This is a genomic window from Pseudomonas sp. GW821-FHT01E05 (assembly GCF_059422425.1).
This window is the reverse complement of record NZ_JBWKWW010000002.1, coordinates 495152-514227: the sequence shown is the minus strand read 5'-3', so window position 1 is coordinate 514227 and position 19076 is coordinate 495152. Positions and strand designations below refer to the sequence as shown.

14 protein-coding genes, 1 tRNA gene and 4 pseudogenes are annotated in these 19076 nt (G+C 55.5%); 15 read left to right on the top strand and 4 right to left on the bottom strand.

Features of this window, described 5'->3' with window-relative positions; all coding sequences use genetic code 11:
* The first annotated feature begins 160 nt into the window (after positions 1-160).
* The 13 genes and pseudogenes from AC07W5_RS05810 to AC07W5_RS05750 all read left to right on the top strand — a co-directional run bounded on the left by AC07W5_RS05810 (position 161) and on the right by AC07W5_RS05750 (position 11760).
* The gene (locus AC07W5_RS05810) at positions 161-3073 is read left to right on the top strand and encodes an aminotransferase (protein WP_495022936.1); all 2913 of its coding nucleotides are present in this window, start codon (positions 161-163) and stop codon (positions 3071-3073) included.
* 424 nt (positions 3074-3497) lie between these two features.
* A complete protein-coding gene (gene aguB, locus AC07W5_RS05805; RefSeq protein ID WP_494994398.1) occupies positions 3498-4376 on the top strand; it encodes an N-carbamoylputrescine amidase in 879 nt (292 codons plus the stop codon).
* 5 nt (positions 4377-4381) lie between these two features.
* Positions 4382-5491, top strand: a complete 1110-nt coding sequence (gene aguA / locus AC07W5_RS05800) for an agmatine deiminase (protein WP_495022935.1) — start codon at positions 4382-4384, stop codon at positions 5489-5491.
* Between the two features lie 244 nt (positions 5492-5735).
* The gene (locus tag AC07W5_RS05795; protein ID WP_494994396.1) at positions 5736-5948 is read left to right on the top strand and encodes a hypothetical protein; all 213 of its coding nucleotides are present in this window, start codon (positions 5736-5738) and stop codon (positions 5946-5948) included.
* 364 nt (positions 5949-6312) lie between these two features.
* Positions 6313-7008, top strand: a complete 696-nt coding sequence (locus AC07W5_RS05790; RefSeq protein ID WP_495022934.1) for a DsbA family protein — start codon at positions 6313-6315, stop codon at positions 7006-7008.
* 28 nt (positions 7009-7036) lie between these two features.
* Positions 7037-7174 (top strand): annotated as a pseudogene (locus AC07W5_RS05785) (RES domain-containing protein); the annotation flags it as partial.
* 494 nt (positions 7175-7668) lie between these two features.
* On the top strand, positions 7669-8529 hold the full coding sequence (locus AC07W5_RS05780) for a CAP domain-containing protein (RefSeq protein ID WP_495011003.1): 861 nt from the start codon (positions 7669-7671) through the stop codon (positions 8527-8529).
* 235 nt (positions 8530-8764) lie between these two features.
* Entirely contained in the window at positions 8765-8980 is a 216-nt protein-coding gene (locus AC07W5_RS05775) for a tautomerase family protein (protein WP_494994393.1), read from the top strand.
* Positions 8977-9633: a DsbA family oxidoreductase gene (locus AC07W5_RS05770; RefSeq protein ID WP_495022933.1), complete on the top strand. Its 657-nt coding sequence runs from the start codon at positions 8977-8979 to the stop codon at positions 9631-9633. The genes AC07W5_RS05775 and AC07W5_RS05770 overlap by 4 nt, the downstream gene beginning before the upstream one ends.
* 41 nt (positions 9634-9674) lie before the next feature.
* Complete coding sequence (locus AC07W5_RS05765; protein ID WP_494994391.1) at positions 9675-10385, top strand: SDR family NAD(P)-dependent oxidoreductase; 711 nt, start codon at positions 9675-9677, stop codon at positions 10383-10385.
* Positions 10386-10444: 59 nt separating this feature from the next.
* Positions 10445-11287: an oxidoreductase gene (locus AC07W5_RS05760; RefSeq protein WP_495022932.1), complete on the top strand. Its 843-nt coding sequence runs from the start codon at positions 10445-10447 to the stop codon at positions 11285-11287.
* Positions 11288-11343: 56 nt separating this feature from the next.
* Positions 11344-11490: pseudogene (locus AC07W5_RS05755) on the top strand (transcriptional regulator); the annotation flags it as partial.
* Positions 11480-11760, top strand: a pseudogene (locus tag AC07W5_RS05750) (helix-turn-helix domain-containing protein). The pseudogenes AC07W5_RS05755 and AC07W5_RS05750, both read left to right, overlap by 11 nt.
* A gap of 489 nt (positions 11761-12249) precedes the next feature.
* Here AC07W5_RS05750 and AC07W5_RS05745 read toward each other — a convergent pair.
* Both AC07W5_RS05745 and AC07W5_RS05740 read right to left on the bottom strand, forming a co-directional pair.
* On the bottom strand, positions 12250-12540 hold the full coding sequence (locus AC07W5_RS05745) for a DUF3077 domain-containing protein (RefSeq protein ID WP_495022931.1): 291 nt from the start codon (positions 12538-12540) through the stop codon (positions 12250-12252).
* A gap of 791 nt (positions 12541-13331) precedes the next feature.
* Positions 13332-13820 carry a SixA phosphatase family protein gene (locus AC07W5_RS05740; RefSeq protein WP_495022930.1) on the bottom strand — a complete coding sequence of 163 codons (489 nt, stop codon included), beginning with the start codon at positions 13818-13820 and terminating at the stop codon, positions 13332-13334.
* Between the two features lie 786 nt (positions 13821-14606).
* Here AC07W5_RS05740 and AC07W5_RS05735 point away from each other — a divergent pair.
* Both AC07W5_RS05735 and AC07W5_RS05730 read left to right on the top strand, forming a co-directional pair.
* Positions 14607-17081 carry a hypothetical protein gene (locus AC07W5_RS05735; protein ID WP_495022929.1) on the top strand — a complete coding sequence of 825 codons (2475 nt, stop codon included), beginning with the start codon at positions 14607-14609 and terminating at the stop codon, positions 17079-17081.
* A gap of 254 nt (positions 17082-17335) precedes the next feature.
* Positions 17336-17908 (top strand): annotated as a pseudogene (locus AC07W5_RS05730) (transposase); the annotation flags it as partial.
* A gap of 261 nt (positions 17909-18169) precedes the next feature.
* On the opposite strand, the gene AC07W5_RS05725 reads toward AC07W5_RS05730, so the two are convergent.
* Together AC07W5_RS05725 and AC07W5_RS05720 are read right to left on the bottom strand one after the other, a co-directional pair.
* Positions 18170-18442 (bottom strand): hypothetical protein, encoded by a 273-nt coding sequence (locus AC07W5_RS05725; RefSeq protein WP_495022928.1) that lies wholly within the window; start codon positions 18440-18442, stop codon positions 18170-18172.
* Positions 18443-18919: 477 nt separating this feature from the next.
* A tRNA-Thr gene (locus AC07W5_RS05720) sits at positions 18920-18995 on the bottom strand.
* Positions 18996-19076 lie beyond the last annotated feature (81 nt).

Sequence of the window (19076 nt, the reverse complement as noted above, 5' to 3'; positions counted from 1 at the left end):
CATTCCTGCCATTCGACGCATGGCGTAGGAAAGGTCTTTGAATGGCTGGCGCACTCAAACACTCATCCAGCTCCGAGGACTGACCTGCATCAAAGGGGGTTGCGTATCGGCGGTCGCAGTGGCGATATAGACGCCTTATAAAAATTCCAGAGGTCGTTGTATGTCGCTCGCCACGTTGATTCATCGCGCCAGTTTGCCGAGTCCGCAGGTCACTGCGCAGCAAGCGCTGCAACTGCTGCAGGTGCATTACGGTCTGAGCGCAACGCTGCACTCGCTGGGCAGCCAGCAGGATCTCAACTTTCGGGTCGACAGCGACCAGGGTCGTTTCGTCCTGAAAATCTGTCGCGGCGACTACGCGAGGATTGAGCTTGAGGCCCAGCACGCGGCTCTCAATCATCTGGGCGCGCACCCCGAGCTTCATGTGCCACGGGTGATTGCGGCAAACAACGGTGAAGACCTGCTTTCTCTGGACGTGGCCGGGCAAGCGGTGCACGTGCGGTTGCTCGATTACATCGAAGGCCAGTCGCTGACCCACCTCAAGCACTTGGGGCATGAGCTGGTGTCCGGCCTGGGGCAACTCTGTGGAAAGATGGATCTGGCCCTGGCCAGCTTCCAGCACCCGGGGCTGGAACGCGCACTGCAATGGGATGCCCGTCACGCCAACGCACTGATCACCCATCTATTGCCGGTGATCACCCATGAACACCAGCGCGCGTTGATTGCCGAGGCCGCGCTGCACGCCGAGCGTCGTTTGCAACCGCTGGTGGCGAAGCTGCCGGTGCAGGCGATCCATATGGACATCACCGATGACAACGTGGTCTGGCAACGGGACCAGCAGCGCCACTGGCAGCTGCAGGGCGTGATCGATTTCGGCGACTTGATTCGCACCTGGCGCATTACCGATCTGTCGGTGACTTGCGCTGCTCTGCTGCACCATGCCGACGGTGATCCATTCTGCATTCTTCCAGCGATCCAGGCGTATCACGCGGTCAATCCGTTGCAGCATGAAGAGTTGCTGGCGCTCTGGCCGTTGATCGTCGCCCGTGCGGCGGTACTGGTGCTCAGCGGGGAACAGCAGGTCAGCATCGATCCGCAGAACCAATACAGCCGCGACAACCTCACTCACGAGTGGGAAATTTTCCGCGTAGCCACGTCGGTTTCGTTCGAACTAATGGAGGCGGCGATCCTCACGGCGGTAGGGCATTCGCTGCCACTGATTGCCAGCGAAGGTTTTGCGCCGTTGCTGCCGAGCCTGGTGGGACGCGAATTCGCCTTGATTGACCTTGGCGTGCTCAGCCCGCATTTCGAAGCTGGCAACTGGGAGCAGGAGGGGATAGACGAGCGTTTGCTGGCTCAAGCCGCCGCGACTCACGGCCTGGCGGCCAGTCGTTATGGGCAATACCGTTTGTCCCGGACTCGCCCGGACAGTGCCACTGAACCGGACACCTGCCCGCTGCATGTGCAATTGCAGGTACCGCGAGGCACCGCCGTGGAGGCGCCGTTTGCCGGTGTTTTACACGTGGCGGCCGATGGTGCGTTGCGGCTCGATAGTGCGCAGTTGAGCGTGCGCTTGTGGGGCGTCAGCCCTTCGCTGCATTCGGGAGCCGCGCTGGTCAAAGGCCAAGTGCTGGGCGAGGTCGAGGGTGCATTGCGGGTGCAATTGTGCCGAGGCCTTGAGCTCAGCCCGCCGTTGTTCTGCACACCTTCACGGGTACCCGCGTGGCAGGCATTGTGCCCCTCTCCGTCGGCACTGTTGGGGCTGGCCTGCGATGCTGATCCCGAACTCGACCCGCAAACCCTGCTGGCCCGCCGCGACGCCAGTTTTGCCCGTTCGCAAAAACACTATTACGTCGACCCGCCGCGCATCGAACGTGGCTGGCGCAATCACCTGATCGACATGCAGGGCCGCTCCTACCTGGACATGCTCAACAATGTCGCGGTACTCGGCCATGGTCATCCGCGCATGGCCGCTGAAGCCAGCCGACAGTGGTCGCTGCTCAACACCAACTCGCGTTTCCATTACGCGGCAATCGCCGAGTTCTCCGAGCGCTTGCTGGCGCTGGCGCCGGATTCCATGGACCGGGTGTTCCTGGTCAACAGCGGCACCGAGGCCAATGACCTGGCGATCCGTCTGGCCTGGGCCTACAGCGGTGGGCGTGACATGCTCAGCGTGCTGGAGGCCTATCACGGCTGGTCGGTGGCCACCGATGCAATTTCCACCTCGATCGCCGACAACCCGAAAGCCCTCAGCACCCGTCCGGACTGGGTGCATCCGGTGACCGCACCGAACACTTATCGTGGTGAGTTTCGCGGCCTCGACAGTGCGCCGGACTACGTGCGCAGCGTCGAACATAATCTGGCCAAACTGGCCGGGCAGAATCGCCAGCTGGCCGGTTTCATCTGCGAACCGGTGTATGGCAATGCCGGGGGGATTTCGTTGCCGCCCGGCTACCTGCAACAGGTGTATGCACTGGTTCGCGCGCAGGGCGGTGTGTGTATCGCTGACGAAGTGCAGGTCGGCTATGGCCGGATGGGCAAGTTCTTCTGGGGCTTCGAAGAGCAGGGCGTGGTGCCGGACATCATCACCATGGCCAAAGGTATGGGCAACGGTCAGCCATTGGGTGCGGTGATCACTCGTCGGGAAATCGCTGAAGCGCTGGAGGCTGAGGGCTACTTCTTCTCATCGGCAGGCGGCAGCCCGGTCAGTTGCCGGATCGGCATGGCGGTGCTGGATGTGATGGAGGAAGAGAAACTGTGGGAAAACGCGCAGATTGTTGGCGGACATTTCAAGGAGCGTCTTGAAGCGCTGATCGACCGTCATCCGCTGGTCGGCGCGGTCCATGGTTCAGGCTTCTATCTGGGAGTGGAGCTGATCCGCAACCGCGAAACTCTTGAGCCGGCCACCGAAGAAACCACCGCGCTGTGCGATCGCTTGCGTGAGCTGGGAATCTTCATGCAGCCGACCGGCGACTACCTGAACATCCTCAAGATCAAACCGCCGATGTGCACCACGCGGCAAAGCGTGGATTTCTTTGTCGATACCTTGTCGAAGGTGTTGGAAGAAGGGTTATAAAAACGCTGAACAAAGATCATTCCCACGCTCGCGCGTGGGAATGCCTCACCGGACGCTCTGCGTCTGCCTTTGTGACGCGGAGCGTCACGGGCTGCATTCCCACGCAGAGTGTGGGAACGATCAAATACCCCCTGTGGGAGCGAGCTTGCTCGCGATGAGGCCGGTACATCCGATATCAATGTTGACTATCAGATCGCCATCGCGAGCAAGCTCGCTCCCACAGGGATTGCGTTTAAGTTCGATTGTTATCGGGAATATTTGAAATATTTTCGATGGGTGGAGATATAAATACTGTTAAAGCCGATTTTTATCGGCTATAAAGTCGCCATAACCCAAGGTGTGGGTAATCCACGCCTCACTGTTCCCATTTCTGTCATCGGTCGATGCCAATATCGACCCTCTGCACCTGCCCAGGAGATGATTCATGAGCCGTATTGTTACCGTCGCCGCCACCCAGATGGCCTGTTCCTGGGACCTTGAAGCCAACATCGAGACCGCTGAGAAACTGGTCCGTGAGGCCGCTGCCAAAGGCGCGCAGATCATCCTGATTCAGGAACTGTTCGAGAGCCCGTATTTCTGCCAGAAGCCGAATCCGGACTACTTGCAGTTGGCCACTCCGGTTGAGACCAACGTCGCCATCGCGCACTTCCAGAAAGTCGCCAAGGAGCTGCAGGTTGTATTGCCGATCAGCTTCTTCGAACTGGCTGGCCGTGCACGCTTCAACAGCATCGCGATCATCGATGCCGACGGCAGCAACCTCGGGATTTATCGTAAAAGCCACATCCCGGATGGCCCTGGCTACCACGAAAAGTACTACTTCAACCCGGGCGATACCGGCTTCAAAGTCTGGAATACCCGTTACGCGAAGATCGGTGTCGGCATCTGCTGGGACCAGTGGTTCCCGGAATGCGCCCGTAGCATGGCGTTGCAAGGCGCGGAAATTCTGTTCTACCCAACCGCCATCGGCAGCGAACCGCACGACAAGACCATCTCGTCCCGCGACCATTGGCAGCGTGTGCAGCAAGGCCATGCCGGCGCCAACCTGATGCCGCTGATTGCCAGCAACCGCATCGGCAATGAAGAACAGGACGGTTACGACATCACCTTCTACGGCTCGTCGTTCATCGCCAACCAGTTCGGCGAGAAAGTCCAGGAGCTCAACGAAACCGAAGAAGGCGTGCTGGTCCACAGCTTCGACCTCGACGAGCTGGAACACACCCGCAGTGCCTGGGGTTCGTTCCGTGACCGTCGCCCGAACCTGTACGGCGCGATCAAGACCCTCGACGGTTCGCTGGAGTCCTGATCGCCATGAGCACTTTGCAAAGCACGCCTCGCGCCGACGGCTTTTACATGCCGGCCGAGTGGGCGCCGCAGACTCAGACCTGGATGATCTGGCCTGAGCGCCCGGACAACTGGCGCCTGGGCGGCAAGCCGGCACAGGCCGCACACACGGCGGTGGCCAAGGCCATCGCCCGTTTTGAACCGGTGACCGTAGCGGTGTCCGCTGCGCAGTACGAGAATGCTCGGGCGCGTCTGCTGGATGTGCCGAATATTCGCCTGGTCGAGATGTCCAGCGACGATGCCTGGGTCCGTGATACCGGTCCAACTTTCGTCATTAACAACAGCGGCGAAGTTCGTGGCGTCGACTGGGGATTCAACTCCTGGGGCGGCTTCGACGGCGGTTTGTATTCGCCGTGGAACCGTGACGAGCAGATTGCCGGCAAAGTGCTGGAGATCGAGCGTTGCCACCGTTACTGCACCGAAGGCTTCGTGCTTGAAGGCGGTTCGATTCACGTCGACGGCGAAGGCACGCTGATCACTACCGAAGAATGCCTGCTTAACCGCAATCGCAACTCGCACCTGAACCGTGCCGAGATCGAAGCGGTACTTAGCGCGCAACTGGCTGTGGATAAGATCATCTGGTTGCCGGACGGTTTGTACAACGACGAAACCGACGGCCATGTGGATAACTTCTGCTGCTATGTGCGTCCGGGTGAAGTGCTGTTGGCCTGGACCGATGACCCGCAGGACCCGAACTACTCGCGATGCCACGCGGCGATGAACGTGTTGGAAAGCAGCCGCGACGCCAAGGGTCGCACCTTTACAGTGCATAAAATGCCTATTCCTGGGCCGCTGTATGCGACCGAGGAAGAGTGTGCCGGTGTCGATCCAGTGGACGGCACTCAAGAGCGTAATCCTTCGGTGCGCCTGGCGGGTTCCTACGTCAACTTCCTGATCGTCAACGGCGGCATTATCGCGCCAAGCTTCGACGATCCACTGGATAACCAGGCCAAGGAGATTCTCCAGAGCCTGTTCCCGCAGCACGAAGTGGTCATGGTGCCCGGCCGTGAACTGTTACTGGGTGGCGGTAATATCCATTGCCTTACCCAACAACAACCGGCGCCGCACAAAAGTTGAGTGAGGTTGTAACAGCTGGCCTCGTCTGAGGGACGATATCAGCGGTAAATTCAATCGCACGACCCGCCTCAAGCCCGCAGCCCGTCAGGACTGCGGGCTTTTTTGTACCCGCGTTCAAACAAACGGACACATTGGCATAGCTCTTGTATCTGTTTGAGTGTCATTCACGGACGTGAAGAACTGCGATGTTCTGTCATAAACCTTGGATAAGTTAGCCGCTCACAAACCGGGAGAGAGCGCTGAAATGAACGCCGAAATGAACGTGGTCAGCGAGCGGGCATCCCATCCCTTGGCAATAAATAGCGAATCGCTCCAGGTTCTGGTGCACTGGTTGAAGTCCAATGGAACGCGTCAGATCAGAAACTCTGATCCGCGCCGGATGATGATCGAGCGCTACCCCGCTGGTTTATTCAGCGAGGCGGAACTGGATGCGTTGTGGGATGTGATCGAAGGATAAGAAAACAACGGATTGGTAAAAGCGCTGCCTGGAAGGCGGCGTTTTTTTTGTCTGGCGTAAGCTCCCCCCGTAGCAACTGCCGAAGGCTGCGTTCGGCTGCATAGCAGTCGTAAACCTGGCCCCGCGGTTTTTCAGGTATACCGAGGTGCCTGGTTTTGCGAGGACTACGGTCGAGCGCGACCCCGGCCCGAACGCAGCCTTCGGCAGCTGCTACGCGGATTATGCATATGTCCAAATACATTGGCTCTGCGCGGCATTCGACCGATTCGCGAAACAAACTAAAAGCCATTCCAGCGTTTTTCACTGGCGAGCAAGGGATTAGGCTGCCGACATCGAATTTTCACGACTTCAGCTGGAGCCGATCATGTCTGCTGCAACCCTTCACTATATCTACGACCCTCTGTGCGGCTGGTGCTATGGCGCCAAACCCCTGGTGCAAGCGGCGCAGGCTGTCTTGCCGGTCATCGCCCATGGCGGCGGCATGATGACGGGCAATAACCGTCAGAGCGTTTCGCCACAGCTGCGCGATTACGTGATGCCCCATGACCGGCGCATCGCCGAATACACCGGGCAGCCGTTTGGCGAGGCGTATTTCGAAGGCTTGCTGCGCGATCATTCGGCGGTCTTCGATTCGGCGCCGCCGATTGCAGCTGTCCTGGCTGCCGAGCAACTGGCCGGGCGTGGTCTTGAGTTGCTAGGGCGTTTGCAGACGGCGCATTACGTCGAAGGTCGACGCATTGCCGATAAAGACGTTTTGCTGGAGCTCGCCAGGACTATCGGTTTCGAGCCTCAAGCCTTCGATATAGCGTTCGAGGAGGCCGCTGCGAGCGCAACCCAGAACCATATCAAGGAAAGTCGCGCACTGTTGGCGCAGGTCGGTGGCCAGGGTTTCCCGACATTGGTGCTGGAGCACGAAGGCACGTTCACGCTGATCGACATCGGCCCCTGGCTCGGCAAACCCGAAGCCTTTGCCACCTGGCTGAGCGAGTCGGTCGGTACTGCGGCGGTCGAATCCTCATCGAGCATTCAGGCCTGTGGTCTGGATGGTTGTGCACACTGAACCCACTCAATAGGCTATCGCGGGCTGAAGGCTAAACGGCCATGAATGCATCGCCGCCTTGCGCCCACCCGCGGTGTCGATCCCGCTGCCAGGCAAGCATATTCGCTACGTCTGGAATGCCAGCAGCCGAAAAATCTCGTTTGTGTTCGAGATCAACGAGGTTTAAACCGAGAAGTCCGGCGGGCGTAAACCCAGCGACGTCCTTGTTTCTGCTGAACACCCATTCAGCCAACGTTTGCTTCGGTGGCTGTGCGCTGTTTGGCGCTGACGCTACTGTGTGGAAACACCTCAGGCGAATGGGTGGCAGCTGTGCGCGGGCATAAAAAACACCTGCAATCGTGTCGTCGACAGCGACATGTTCTCAAGACGTGTCGCAAAAAATTAAAAGCAGCGACACGTTAATGCCCCACTAGCGACATGAGTTGAAGCCTCTCTTCTGCTTCAAAATATATACGAAATGACCCCATCCGAAACTGATGTAGTTACTCATCCGCGCCAACAATAAATTTCCCCCCTTTGCTCGTGAAACTTGTGTTGAGGCCCACAGTCTTAGCCCAGCCTTGGAATCCATTTGCGAGCCAATACAGCGAAGCGCTCTGCGGTCATTCCTCAGCCCACTATCGCCATTACCGCCGTCATCCCATCAGAGCTGCCCGCCTCATGCGCCAGACCGTTCGCTCCTCCCGCGTTTTCTCGCTCTGCCTTATTCCTTTGCTCCCCCTGTTCGCCAGTCCCGCCCATGCCGGCGGGGAAAGGCAACTGGTGGAGGACATCAACGACTACCGCGCCCAGCCGCAGCGCTGCGCGGGGCGCACGGTCCAAGCCTTGACGCCGCTGGCTCTGAAATCGAGCCTGGCCTTGCCGATCGGCTATGGAGGCGTTTCGCGGGAGACGTTGAAGGATTCCGGCTATCAGGCGGTGTCTGTGCGGACTATCCATCTGGTCGGCGCTGAAGATGCCGAGGAGGCCTTTGACATGCTCCAGAGCAGCTACTGTGGGGCCTTGCTCGATACCCAGTTCGCCGATATTGGCGTGTATCGCGACGAGAGTGAATGGCAGGTGGTGCTGGCGCGGCCCTTGCTCGATGGGCATCTGGACGATCCGCGAGCGGCGGGCAAGACGTTGCTGGCACAAGTCAACGCGGCACGGGCGAAACCGCGCCTGTGTGGTCGTCAGCGCTTCGCCGCTGCACCGCCGCTGACCTGGAATGCCGCCCTGGGGACAGCGGCGCAGGGGCACAGCCGGGCGATGGCCAACGACAATTACTTCGCGCACCAGGACCCAAACGGTGATATGCCGTGGGACCGAGCGAAGGCCGCCGGCTACGGTGGCCGGCAGATCGGAGAGAACATCGCCGCCGGGCAGAGTTCGCCGGGCAAGGCTATGGAAGGCTGGCTGGCCAGCCCCGGGCATTGCGCCAACCTGATGAACCCGATGTTTACCCAGGTTGGCGCGGCCTATGCCGCGAACTCGCGTAGCGACGAGGGCGTCTATTGGACGATGCTGTTCGGCGCGAAATGAGAAAATGGGGGACACCCGTTAGCCGGTCCTGCGTCAAGATCCAAAGCCTACCCACCCTGCTTTATTAACGGCAGGGTGTTTTCCTCGCTAAACCTGATCGGGTGAACCGGTCGAACTCATTACATCACGTCACAAGTGATGTGCTTTTACCTATCTTTATCCCTCCAGACCAACGTCCTACATTGACCTCCACTACCTACCCGTCATATCGAAGGGAGGTCACAGGAGAGTTGTCATGCCTTTCGTCAGCGTGCGCATTACCCGCGATGGCGTCACTTCGGAGCAGAAAGCTCAGGTGATCGCTGAAATCACTGAAACCCTGGAGCGCGTCCTCCACAAACGCCCGGACCTGACCCACATCGTGATCGAGGAAGTCGACACCGATAACTGGGGCTATGCCGGGATGACCACTACCAAGTACCGCAAACAACTCGCGGAAGGTCAGTCATGACCCAGTCCATCACCATCGATTTCGTCTCCGATGTGGTGTGCCCGTGGTGCGCCTTGGGCGTGACGGCTCTGGAGCAAGCCATCGACATCCTGGCCGGTGAAGTCTCGGTCGCACTGACCTTCAAGCCCTTCGAATTGAACCCGGACATGCCGGCGGTCGGCGAGAACGCGGTCAAGCACTTGATGCGCAAATACGGGCGCAGCACCGAGGAAATCGCCGCCGGCAAAGCGATGCAGATCGCCCGTGGTCAAGCCATCGGTTTCAAGTTCGATCTGGAGAAACGCAGCCACTTCTACAACACCTTTGATGCTCACCGTCTGCTGTTGTGGGCGTTGCAGGAAGGGCGGCAGGTCGCACTCAAGAAAGGCTTGCTGCGCGCTTATTTCACCGACGGCCAAAACCCAAGCGATCAGGAGACGCTGGTGCGCCTGGCCGCTGAAGCGGGGTTGGATTCGGCCCGTGCGCGTGAGGTGCTGGTGTCCGGAGAGTTTGCCAGGGAGGTACGTGAACTTGAAGAGTTCTACCGCGAACGCGGCATCAATTCGGTCCCGGCCATGATCCTCAACGGTCGTCACCTGGTGTCCGGTTCGCAGTCGGTCGAGTACTACGAACAAATGTTGAGACAAATGGCGAAGGCACCCGCCGAAGCCTGATTGATCACTTTTCAAACCCCAATATTTAGTAGAGGTTCATCATGAGCAATTCGAAAAAAGTCATTGTTATTACTGGCGCATCCCAAGGTCTCGGCGCAGGTATGGTCAAGGCCTTCCGTGATCTCGATTACCGGGTGGTTGCCACTTCGCGTTCGATCAAACCGTCCACCGACCCGGACATCCTCACCGTGGCGGGCGACATCGGCGACCCGGCGATCGCCGAGCGCGTGATTCGTGAAGCGGTCGCACGTTTTGGCCGTATCGACACCCTGGTCAACAACGCCGGGATCTTCGTCGCCAAGCCGTTCACCAGCTACACCCACGAAGACTACGCCGCTGTGCTGTCGGTGAACCTGAATGGTTTCTTCTACATCACCCAACTCGCCATCACCGAGATGGAAAAACAAGGCAGCGGCCACGTCGTCAACATCACCACCAGTCTGACGGATCACGCCATCGACGGCGTGCCTTCGGTACTGGCGTCGTTGACCAAAGGGGGCCTCAACGCGGCGACCAAATCCCTGGCCATCGAATACGCCAAGCGTGGCATCCGTGTGAACGCGGTCAGCCCCGGCATCATCAAAACTCCGATGCATGGCGAAGAAACCCATGAAGCGCTGGGGAATTTGCACCCGGTCGGGCACATGGGTGAGATCAGCGATATCGCCCAGGCCGTGGTGTATCTGGACTCTGCCGGATTCGTTACTGGCGAAATCCTGCACGTCGATGGCGGTCAGAGCGCCGGTCACTAAGACCTGTGCGCAGCGTCGTCGATGAACATCGACGGCGCCGCGATAGTGGAGCGCGCACCATGAACACTCTAGTACACAAGGTTTTCCTGATCACCGGCGTCAGTTCGGGCTTGGGCCTTGCCTTTTCGCAAGCGGCGCTGGCGGCGGGGCATACAGTGGTTGGCACGGTGCGGCGCGAGGCCGAGCGTAGCGCGTTCGAAGCGCTGCACGCCCATCGCGCCAAAGCGTTCGTGCTCGACGTCACCGATTATCCGGCGATCGAGCCGCTGGTGGCCGAAATCCTGCGTGATGTGGGGCGGATCGACGTGTTGGTGAACAACGCCGGCTATGGTCATGAGGGCATTCTTGAGGAGTCGCCGCTGACTGACATACAGCGCCAGTTCGACGTCAATGTGTTTGGCGCGGTGGCAATGATCAAGGCAGTACTGCCCGGCATGCGTGAGCGGCGCAGCGGGCATATCGTCAATATCACCTCCATGGCCGGCTTCATCACCTTGCCAGGCATCGCTTACTACTGCGGCAGTAAATTCGCCCTCGAAGGCGTCAGCGAAGCGCTGGCCAAAGAAGTGGAAGTTTTGGGTATCAAGGTGACCGCCATGGCACCTGGCTCGTTTCGTACCGAATGGGCGGGTCGCTCAATGATCCGTTCGGCTCGCACCTTGAGTGACTACGACCCGGTTTTCGATCCGGTCCGCAAGGCGCGTGAAGAGAAGAGCGGCAAGCAGGCCGGCGATCCGCACAAGGCGGCGCAGGCGTTGTTGACCCTGGTCGCCGCTGAAAAGCCACCCGTTCATCTGTTGCTCGGCAAAGATGCGGTGAGGCTGGTGCGCGAAAAAATCGCGGGTCTTCAGGCGGAAATCGACGCCTGGGAACACCTCTCGGAATCGACGGATTTCGACTGATCGAAAACGCTGCCGCTTGATGATTCAGACGCCGATGGTGGGGATTTCCTCAATCATGGCGAGGTGGTACACGTGTCATTTACTACAACACGCTTTCTGAAGGCTCTATCTGGTTGCTAATCGCCTATACCAAGGCGAAGTTCGACAATTTACCCGCAGCCTTCCTCAAGCAGCTGAAGGAGGAAATCAACAATGGACAATGAACTGGAACAGTTCCAAAAGGACTTGCTGGACTCTGTGCGTCAAAAGCCGGTAAAGGCGCTCGCGTAACGGAAGTGCAGCTGTCAGCTGCTGCCGAAGCGCGGGCCAAAGTAGGCGTATCTCAAAATGCGTTCGCCAAGCTGCTTGGAGTCAGTTTGCGTACGTTGCAGGACTGGGAGCAAGGGCGTCGACAACCTACTGGAGCTGCGCAGACGCTGCTGCGCGTGGCAAGCCAACATCCTGAAGCATTGCGTGACTTACACGCGCTGTGAGATTGGAACAGGGAAGCATTATTGTAAGCTCGCTATAAACCCCATCTATCGGTAGGTGGGGTTATGACGCACTTACAAATAGATGGTATCGATTTCAGTCTGAAAAAAACCTCGACTTGTTCGTAATGCCGTTCAGTTAAGGCGACGACGCGATCAGTAGCAGCTGGCGAAGCCTGCGTTCGGCTGCGCAGCAGTCGCAAATCATGCAACCACGGTCAACCTGTAACACCACAGTGCCTGATTTTACGACCGCTACGCAGCCGAACGCAGCCTTTGGCAGCTGCTACGGGGAATGTGCGGAGCCAGAAATTCCTTAACTGAACAGCATTGCGACTTGTTCGAGGTTTTTTATGGGACGCAGGATCTGGCGAGCACAAATTTTCCAGCCAATAGAGACAACAAAGGCCTCGCATTTCTGCGAGCCTTTGCATCCGCTGTCAACAACGAAGCTGCATGCCGTTCAGCGCCAATTCCACTGCGTGGGAACGACTAACTGCATTTCTTTTGCGCGGGTGCGAGCGGAAGGCTGAGCACCTTCACCACGTCATCGATCACCGCCTTGCTCATCTCCTGCAAATAATGCGACGCCCAGGCATAGCGGTCCGAACCCCGCTCCATCGCCGCATCCTCCGCCAGCATCTTCGCGACATGGAGCAAGTCGGACACGTGGGACAGGGCTTCTCGAATCGGTACGCCGCCGTTGACGCAGAACAGGGCCTGATCCGAATGGATGGAGAAGGGTGTGAGGCCAGCGGTTTTGAGGTCTTGGGGGTTAGTCATTGCGCACCTCCGAGGGGTGGGAGGTGATGACTGGCGGAGCAGAAGCGCGAACGTTGGACGAATTGATGGCGGGCATTAGCAAAACTCCTACATAGAGTGAGAGCTGCCACGTTCGTTCTCAGGCGAATGGGTGGCAGCTATGCGCAGGCTGAGAAACCGGTATGCAGGACCCGGCAGACCCGAAGGTCTCCCACGCACAGCCGCCATTGCACGGAAATACGGGCATAAAAAAACGCCTGCAATCGTGATGTGGGGCGTTGGTGCGCCTACATATTACCCAGGTTCTCAGGCCCGGTCGCTGAATTGGCAGCGACGGCTGAAAGGTAGCGTGCGGGGGCAAGCGGTGCAATCGTGGCGAGGTGGTGGCGAGGTGGTGGCGTAGGTGGCGGTTCTAGTGATTTTTATGGCAGGGCGATAATTATTGTCCAAGCGGCACGCGGTGATATGTCGCAAAAATTCAATTTCGGGAACACGTATTGCCAACGTGTCGTCGCCAGCGACATGTTCTCGATAACGTCTCGCAAAAAGTTAAAAACGGCGACACGTTATCGAGAATTTCGCTAATTGAGCGATGCAACGTGCTGCCCATTGCGTTCTCTCTGAGCCCGGCCAAGTGTCGGGCTTTTTGTTAATAGGGGGGCGTGGGAACAGCCCCTCCAGCGGCTCGCGCACCCATTTGCAGGCTGTTAATGTCCTCTAACAATGCGTATATGAGGGAACTAACGGGGCTGGAGTGATTATCCAAATTAAATCACTACGCCCCCCGATCTTCCGTCCATATAAGAATTCCCCTAGGATTTTTTTGGATAGTCGAGCACCACTTGTGCGGGCTCGATCTCGCCGATTTCTGACCATGACTTGGCTTTGAATCTGAACTCGGCGACGGCGCACGTTGGCATGTCGGTGATCTCGCTGGAGAGCCGCTGCGCGAGTTCGACCAACGCGGGGTTATGACCAAAGATCATCACTGACTTCAGCCGGTCGCCCAGGGTGCGGATGACCTCGAGCAAGTCATTCGCCTCGGCGGCATACAGCCGATCGTCCACGATGATGTCCTTGCGCCGGTAATCGAGTTTCCTGGCGATGATCTCCGCCGTCTCAAGCGCACGCACGGCCGGGCTCGACAGGATCAGATCGGGCCTCAGATCGCGCTTGGCCAAGCGCTCACCGATCTTGGGCGCGTCGCGTCTTCCGCGATCGTTCAATGGGCGGTCTTTGTCGGGCTGCGCAGCGTCATCCCAACTCGACTTGGCATGGCGAATGAGAAATAACATTTTCATACCGCCTCCGGTATCTGCGGAAAGTCCGACCAAAGGGGTCGTAGTGATTAATCTAAATTAAATCACCACATAGCCTTATCGGGGCGTTCCCTCTAGAGAAAAGGGGACTAAGAGAAGAGGGGACTGATTCTGGCTGCAATGAGTGCACCCGGTCGGCGTAGCAGCGGGCGCAGCCTGCGATCTTTTCCAGGTAGGCAACCGCATCCGCGTTGGGGTCGAAATCTGAAGATCAAAAGATCGCAGCCTTCAGCGCCTCTTACGGGGGGGCAGTTGGATTTCTGAATGCCAGAAACAACAAAGGCCCGCATTTCTGCGGGCCTTCGTTTTGTATGGTGGCACCAGACGAACGGTATGTTTCGGCGAGACGAGGTTTTTCGGGCGTCTGGAGTTCGTTGGAAAATTCGACGTACCCCAACTAGTAACTATAAATAAATCAGCTAGTTATGGCGTTCGGTGGAATCGAATTCGGGATTTTTTAGATGTCAGCACATTGTCGGTCGGTAAGTAATTCAGAGCCGCATACGAATGGTACACCTCCTGAATTCAAACGTTGTCGATCATCCCTTCCGTAGAGAATAGGCAGGAATCCGCGAAAAGCTGATACTGACTAGGGACCGCAACCGGTCAAAAGGGACGTCCGCTGAGGCCTGGAGCACACAAAGTTCGGCTCTACCTTGAAATTCTTCCGCACTACAACATCTTCATAAACTTGTTATCCATTAGCTTTTCTTTTGCGTGTTTTGATCTACAGTAATTTAGACTATCAATTCATTAGGAAGAAAGGATATGCGAGCACCGTTCGAGATGACTGAAGGGCTGGTGCGTCTTCGCAAAATTCTAGAAAGCTACCCAATTGGAAGTGAGCATTGGAACGAGGCGCAGAATCGATTCCAGTTTGTTGACAGACTGTTGACGGAGTGTTTGGGTTGGGCAAAACCTGATATACGTGTTGAGCTGACAGATGAGCTGAATGGAAGGGCAGACTATGCGCTAGGCCTTCCAGTTAAAGCAATTCTCGAAGCAAAAAAAGAGGCTATTCTATTTGACATCCCCCCTTCCAGCTCAACCATTATACTGCGCAAGCTTCAACCCTTGATTGTCGCCTCCAGGAACTTTAAAGACTCAATCACTCAAGTTATCCCTTACTGCGCAATAAATGGCGCACAAATAGCGATCATCTGTAACGGTCCGCAGACTGCGATCTTTCAAGCTATAACTCCGGGTTTTCCTCCACTTGAAGGTGAATGCTATTTTTTTAATGGATTCCAGTCGTATATTGACCATTTTCCTCTTTTATGGAAATTGCTGTCTCCAGAGGGGATAGAAGAGAATCATGCTAATCGGGACTTGGCACTTTATCGTAACCCCAGAATACCTCCCAAAGGCTCTACGGTCATTGCGGAACCTTTTAAATATCGCTACAGGAATGACTTTCAAGAAAATCTCAGGTCATTATCGTCTCTGCTTCTTGAGGAAATAGAAGATAATCCGGACCTTAAATCGGATTTTTACAAAGAATGCTATATTGGCATTGAGGCAAACAACAGGCATCTTCTCCTAAGCAAAAATATAATTACCGCTCGTTACCGGCGCGCAGGAGAGCAAGGAGTCGCGCCCTCGGCTCTGGACGAAATCACCGGGATTGATCGGAACGGAAACTTACAAATTAGCGATCCGTCTCTCCTTGGGAAGATGGGTTCGCGCCCCATTGTTGTAATTGGAGACGTAGGTGTCGGAAAATCTTCTTTTTTTGAAAATTTATTCGAAAGTCTATCAAGCACAGATCAGGCTAATACCTATTTTCTAAATATCAACCTTGGGGTAAAGGCAACATTAAGCCATGATATTAAAACCTATATATTAAGCGAGGTGCCGAGAATACTAAAAGCAAAATACAGCATCGATATAAATACTGCCGCTTTTGCAAATGCCATTTATCATAAGGATTTGGTAGATTTTGATACAACTGTCAACGGTAATCTCAAGGATTCTAACCCGCAGCAGTACAGTCTTGAGAGAGCTAAATTCCTATCAGCTAAAATTGATCAAAAAGATATGCATCTACAGGCAGCGTTAGGTCATCTTTGCCGAGGCAGAAGCAAACAAATTATAATGGTGCTAGATAATGCCGACCAGCGTTCATTTGAAGTGCAACAAGAGACATTTCTCATTGCGCAGGAGTTTGCGGCATCCAGGAATTTATCTGTATTCGTAGCACTAAGACCTAGCACATTTTATCTTTCCAAAACTACAGGGGCGCTCTCGGCATATCAAAATAAAGTGCTCACTATATCGCCACCACCAGCGGACGAGGTGATTCAAAAGCGGCTAATATTTGCTGTTCGAGTGGCTGAGGGCAAGGTTGCTCCCGCCGCATTGCAGGATATTAGGTTAAACTTGAAAAACGTAGTACTTTTCCTTAATGTCACTTTAAGATCAATAAGGACGAGCGATTCAATTAAACAGTTCTTGAGTAATGTAACGGGAGGAAATACCCGCTCAGTCATCGAATTGATAACTGGTTTTTTTGGCAGTCCTAATGTTGACTCAAAGAAGATAGTAAAAATTGAAGATGAAAGAGGTGGGTATAGGATACCGCTGCACGAATTTACGAAGCATAGTCTACTAGGCGAATATGCATACTTCAACTCTCAGTCATCACTAGTGGCCTGCAATATATATGATGTAGTTAGCGCGGCTGATCCACGCGAACATTTTTTATCATGTCTAGTGGTGGCGTATCTAAGCTCTAACACAGGAGTGGTGGATAATGACGGTTTTGTGAGTGGTAGAAATATAATTACAGAATTAATGGTGCACGGCTACATTGAAGATCAAATCAGCAGAGCTTTGAAATTTTTGGCTGCAAAAAGGCTCATTGAAACTCCATATGCTCATTATCGAGAAATACAGGTCCCAGAGCATGAGCGTACTGATCAACTTCACTATCGAGCTACATCGGTTGGAATCTATCACGTGCGTCATTGGGCAGGCTCATTTGCATTTTTAGATGCGATGTCAACGGACACTCCCATATTTGACGAGAAAGCAAGGGAGATCGTTTGCAGGCTTGCGCCTTCGTTTTCTATAAACGATAGGTATACAAAGACACATGCTTTTAGAGACTACTTAAAATCGCAATGGCTGCTATCCAATATAAATGTCAATTATTTTGATTTCACAAACCTAATCAATGGGCAAGAAAATTCGTTCCTGACTGTTTTTAACCACGTTGATAAACGACCGACACATCAAAGATAGTCTTCCATTATAGTGGTAATTACTTGTATCTTATTGATGTGACGACTCTATTCATATCTGAGCAACAGAAAGTACAAAATGGCGAGCTGAGACTCCGCCAGTCATTATGTAACTTCATACTTGGAAGCCAAAGGAAAGATTAGAACAGTATTTCATTCAACGTGGATGAACGTCTGCTTTTGGCCCAGAGTGTGTAAAAACGCCTTCGCGAACACTTGCTATGATTTCTGAGGATTTCATCGTAGGGATCGCCCATGAAGCGCTTTATCCAAGGTGAACATCGAGGCCAAAGTACCTTACTTCCCGAGAGCCTCGACGACTACGTCAGCGATACCAATCCGGTGCGCGTAGTCGACGTCTTCGTCGACGAACTCGACCTGGTCACTCTGGGTTTTGAAGGTGCCATTCCAGCCGATACTGGCCGGCCTGCTTACCACCCAGCGATCCTGCTGAAGATCTACATCTACGGCTATCTCAACCGCATCCAGTCGAGCCGACGTTTGGAGCGAGAAGCCCAACGCAATGTCGAGTTGATGTGGCTGACCGGGCGTTTGATGCCGGATTTCAAGACCATCGCCAACTTCCGAAAAGACAACAGCAAGGCCATCCGAGGCGTCTGTCGGCAGTTCGTTGTGCTGTGTCAGCAGTTGGGACTGTTCGGAGAACATCTGGTCGCCATCGACGGCAGTAAATTCAAGGCCGTCAATAACCGCGACCGCAATTTCACCAGCGCCAAACTGAAGCGGCGCATGGAAGAAATTGAATCGAGCATCAACCGTTACCTGACGGCACTCGATGCTGCCGATCGGCAAGAACCAACGGCGTCGGGGAAAAGGGGACCGGGGAAAAGGGACCGGGGAAAAGGGACCGGGGAAAAGGGGACGGATTTATTTTCACCGCCGTCAGCTCTATGAAAAATGCTGCGAGTCGTTTGGATACTACCGAGAACCGGATGTCACTCCAGCCGATGGAGCAACTGACTTTTAATCAGTAGGTCTCGGGTTCGAATCCTGGCAGTTTTTCAAGCGACAGGCCTTACTCCCACAGGTCTGGAGAGTCCCGTGGAAGCAAGCGGTTCAGCTCTTACCTTACAGCGCCTCTACTCGGCCCATCTTCCAGGCAATTGCATCCAACACATCACACCCATCCTGAAGCAGCAGCCATGTCGCCGTGGCGAAGTGGCTCAGGTCTTTGTCGTCGGTTTGGCTGATGCTCAGGCAGGTGATGCTATGCATCAGGTCGCGGGCGGCCTTGCAGCGTTGGACGGCGCAGGCGTGTAGATCGGCCAGCGGGGCGTCGGCGTTGAAGTAGAAAACCGGGGCCTCGCAGAGGTTGCTTTGTAGCGGTTTGAATTCAGGCATCGGGATAGTCCATGTTCAGTTTTGGGACTACCACCGCTTGCGGCTAAACAAGTTGGGTGGCAGATGTACGCGGGTTAGCCGACCGGGGAAACTGACGACCCCGGCACACCCGAAGGTGTCCCGCGCACAGCTGCCATAAGCGTAGAGATGCTGTGCAGCAAAAAGCGCCACATCATATTGGATGAGCGCTTGTGCTTGTCGTTTATATTCGGCCGGCTAAAGCCCGTCGCCGATTTGGCGGCGACCCAAGGACTATAGGCGAGCCCCATGGCATCTGAAACCGGCCAAAGTACCGGTTTTGCAACCAAAGGATTCAACGCCAGCGGCAGACCAAAAACGTCCACTTCCAGGGCTTGGAAGCCTATCGGCCATCATCAATGGCAGCGAAGAGAAGCACTCAAGAGGCTAGGCCAGGATTTCCCCGACCTGGAAACAAAAAAGGCCCACCTTTCGGTGAGCCTTTTTCGATACTGCGTATGGTGCCGGCACCAGGAGTCGAACCCGGGACCTACTGATTACAAGTCAGTTGCTCTACCAACTGAGCTATACCGGCGTGTTGGGCGACGATTATAGCGATTGGTTTGGTTCTGTAAACCCCTGAAATCTGACTATTTTTGCGTGGGGCGTGCTGACG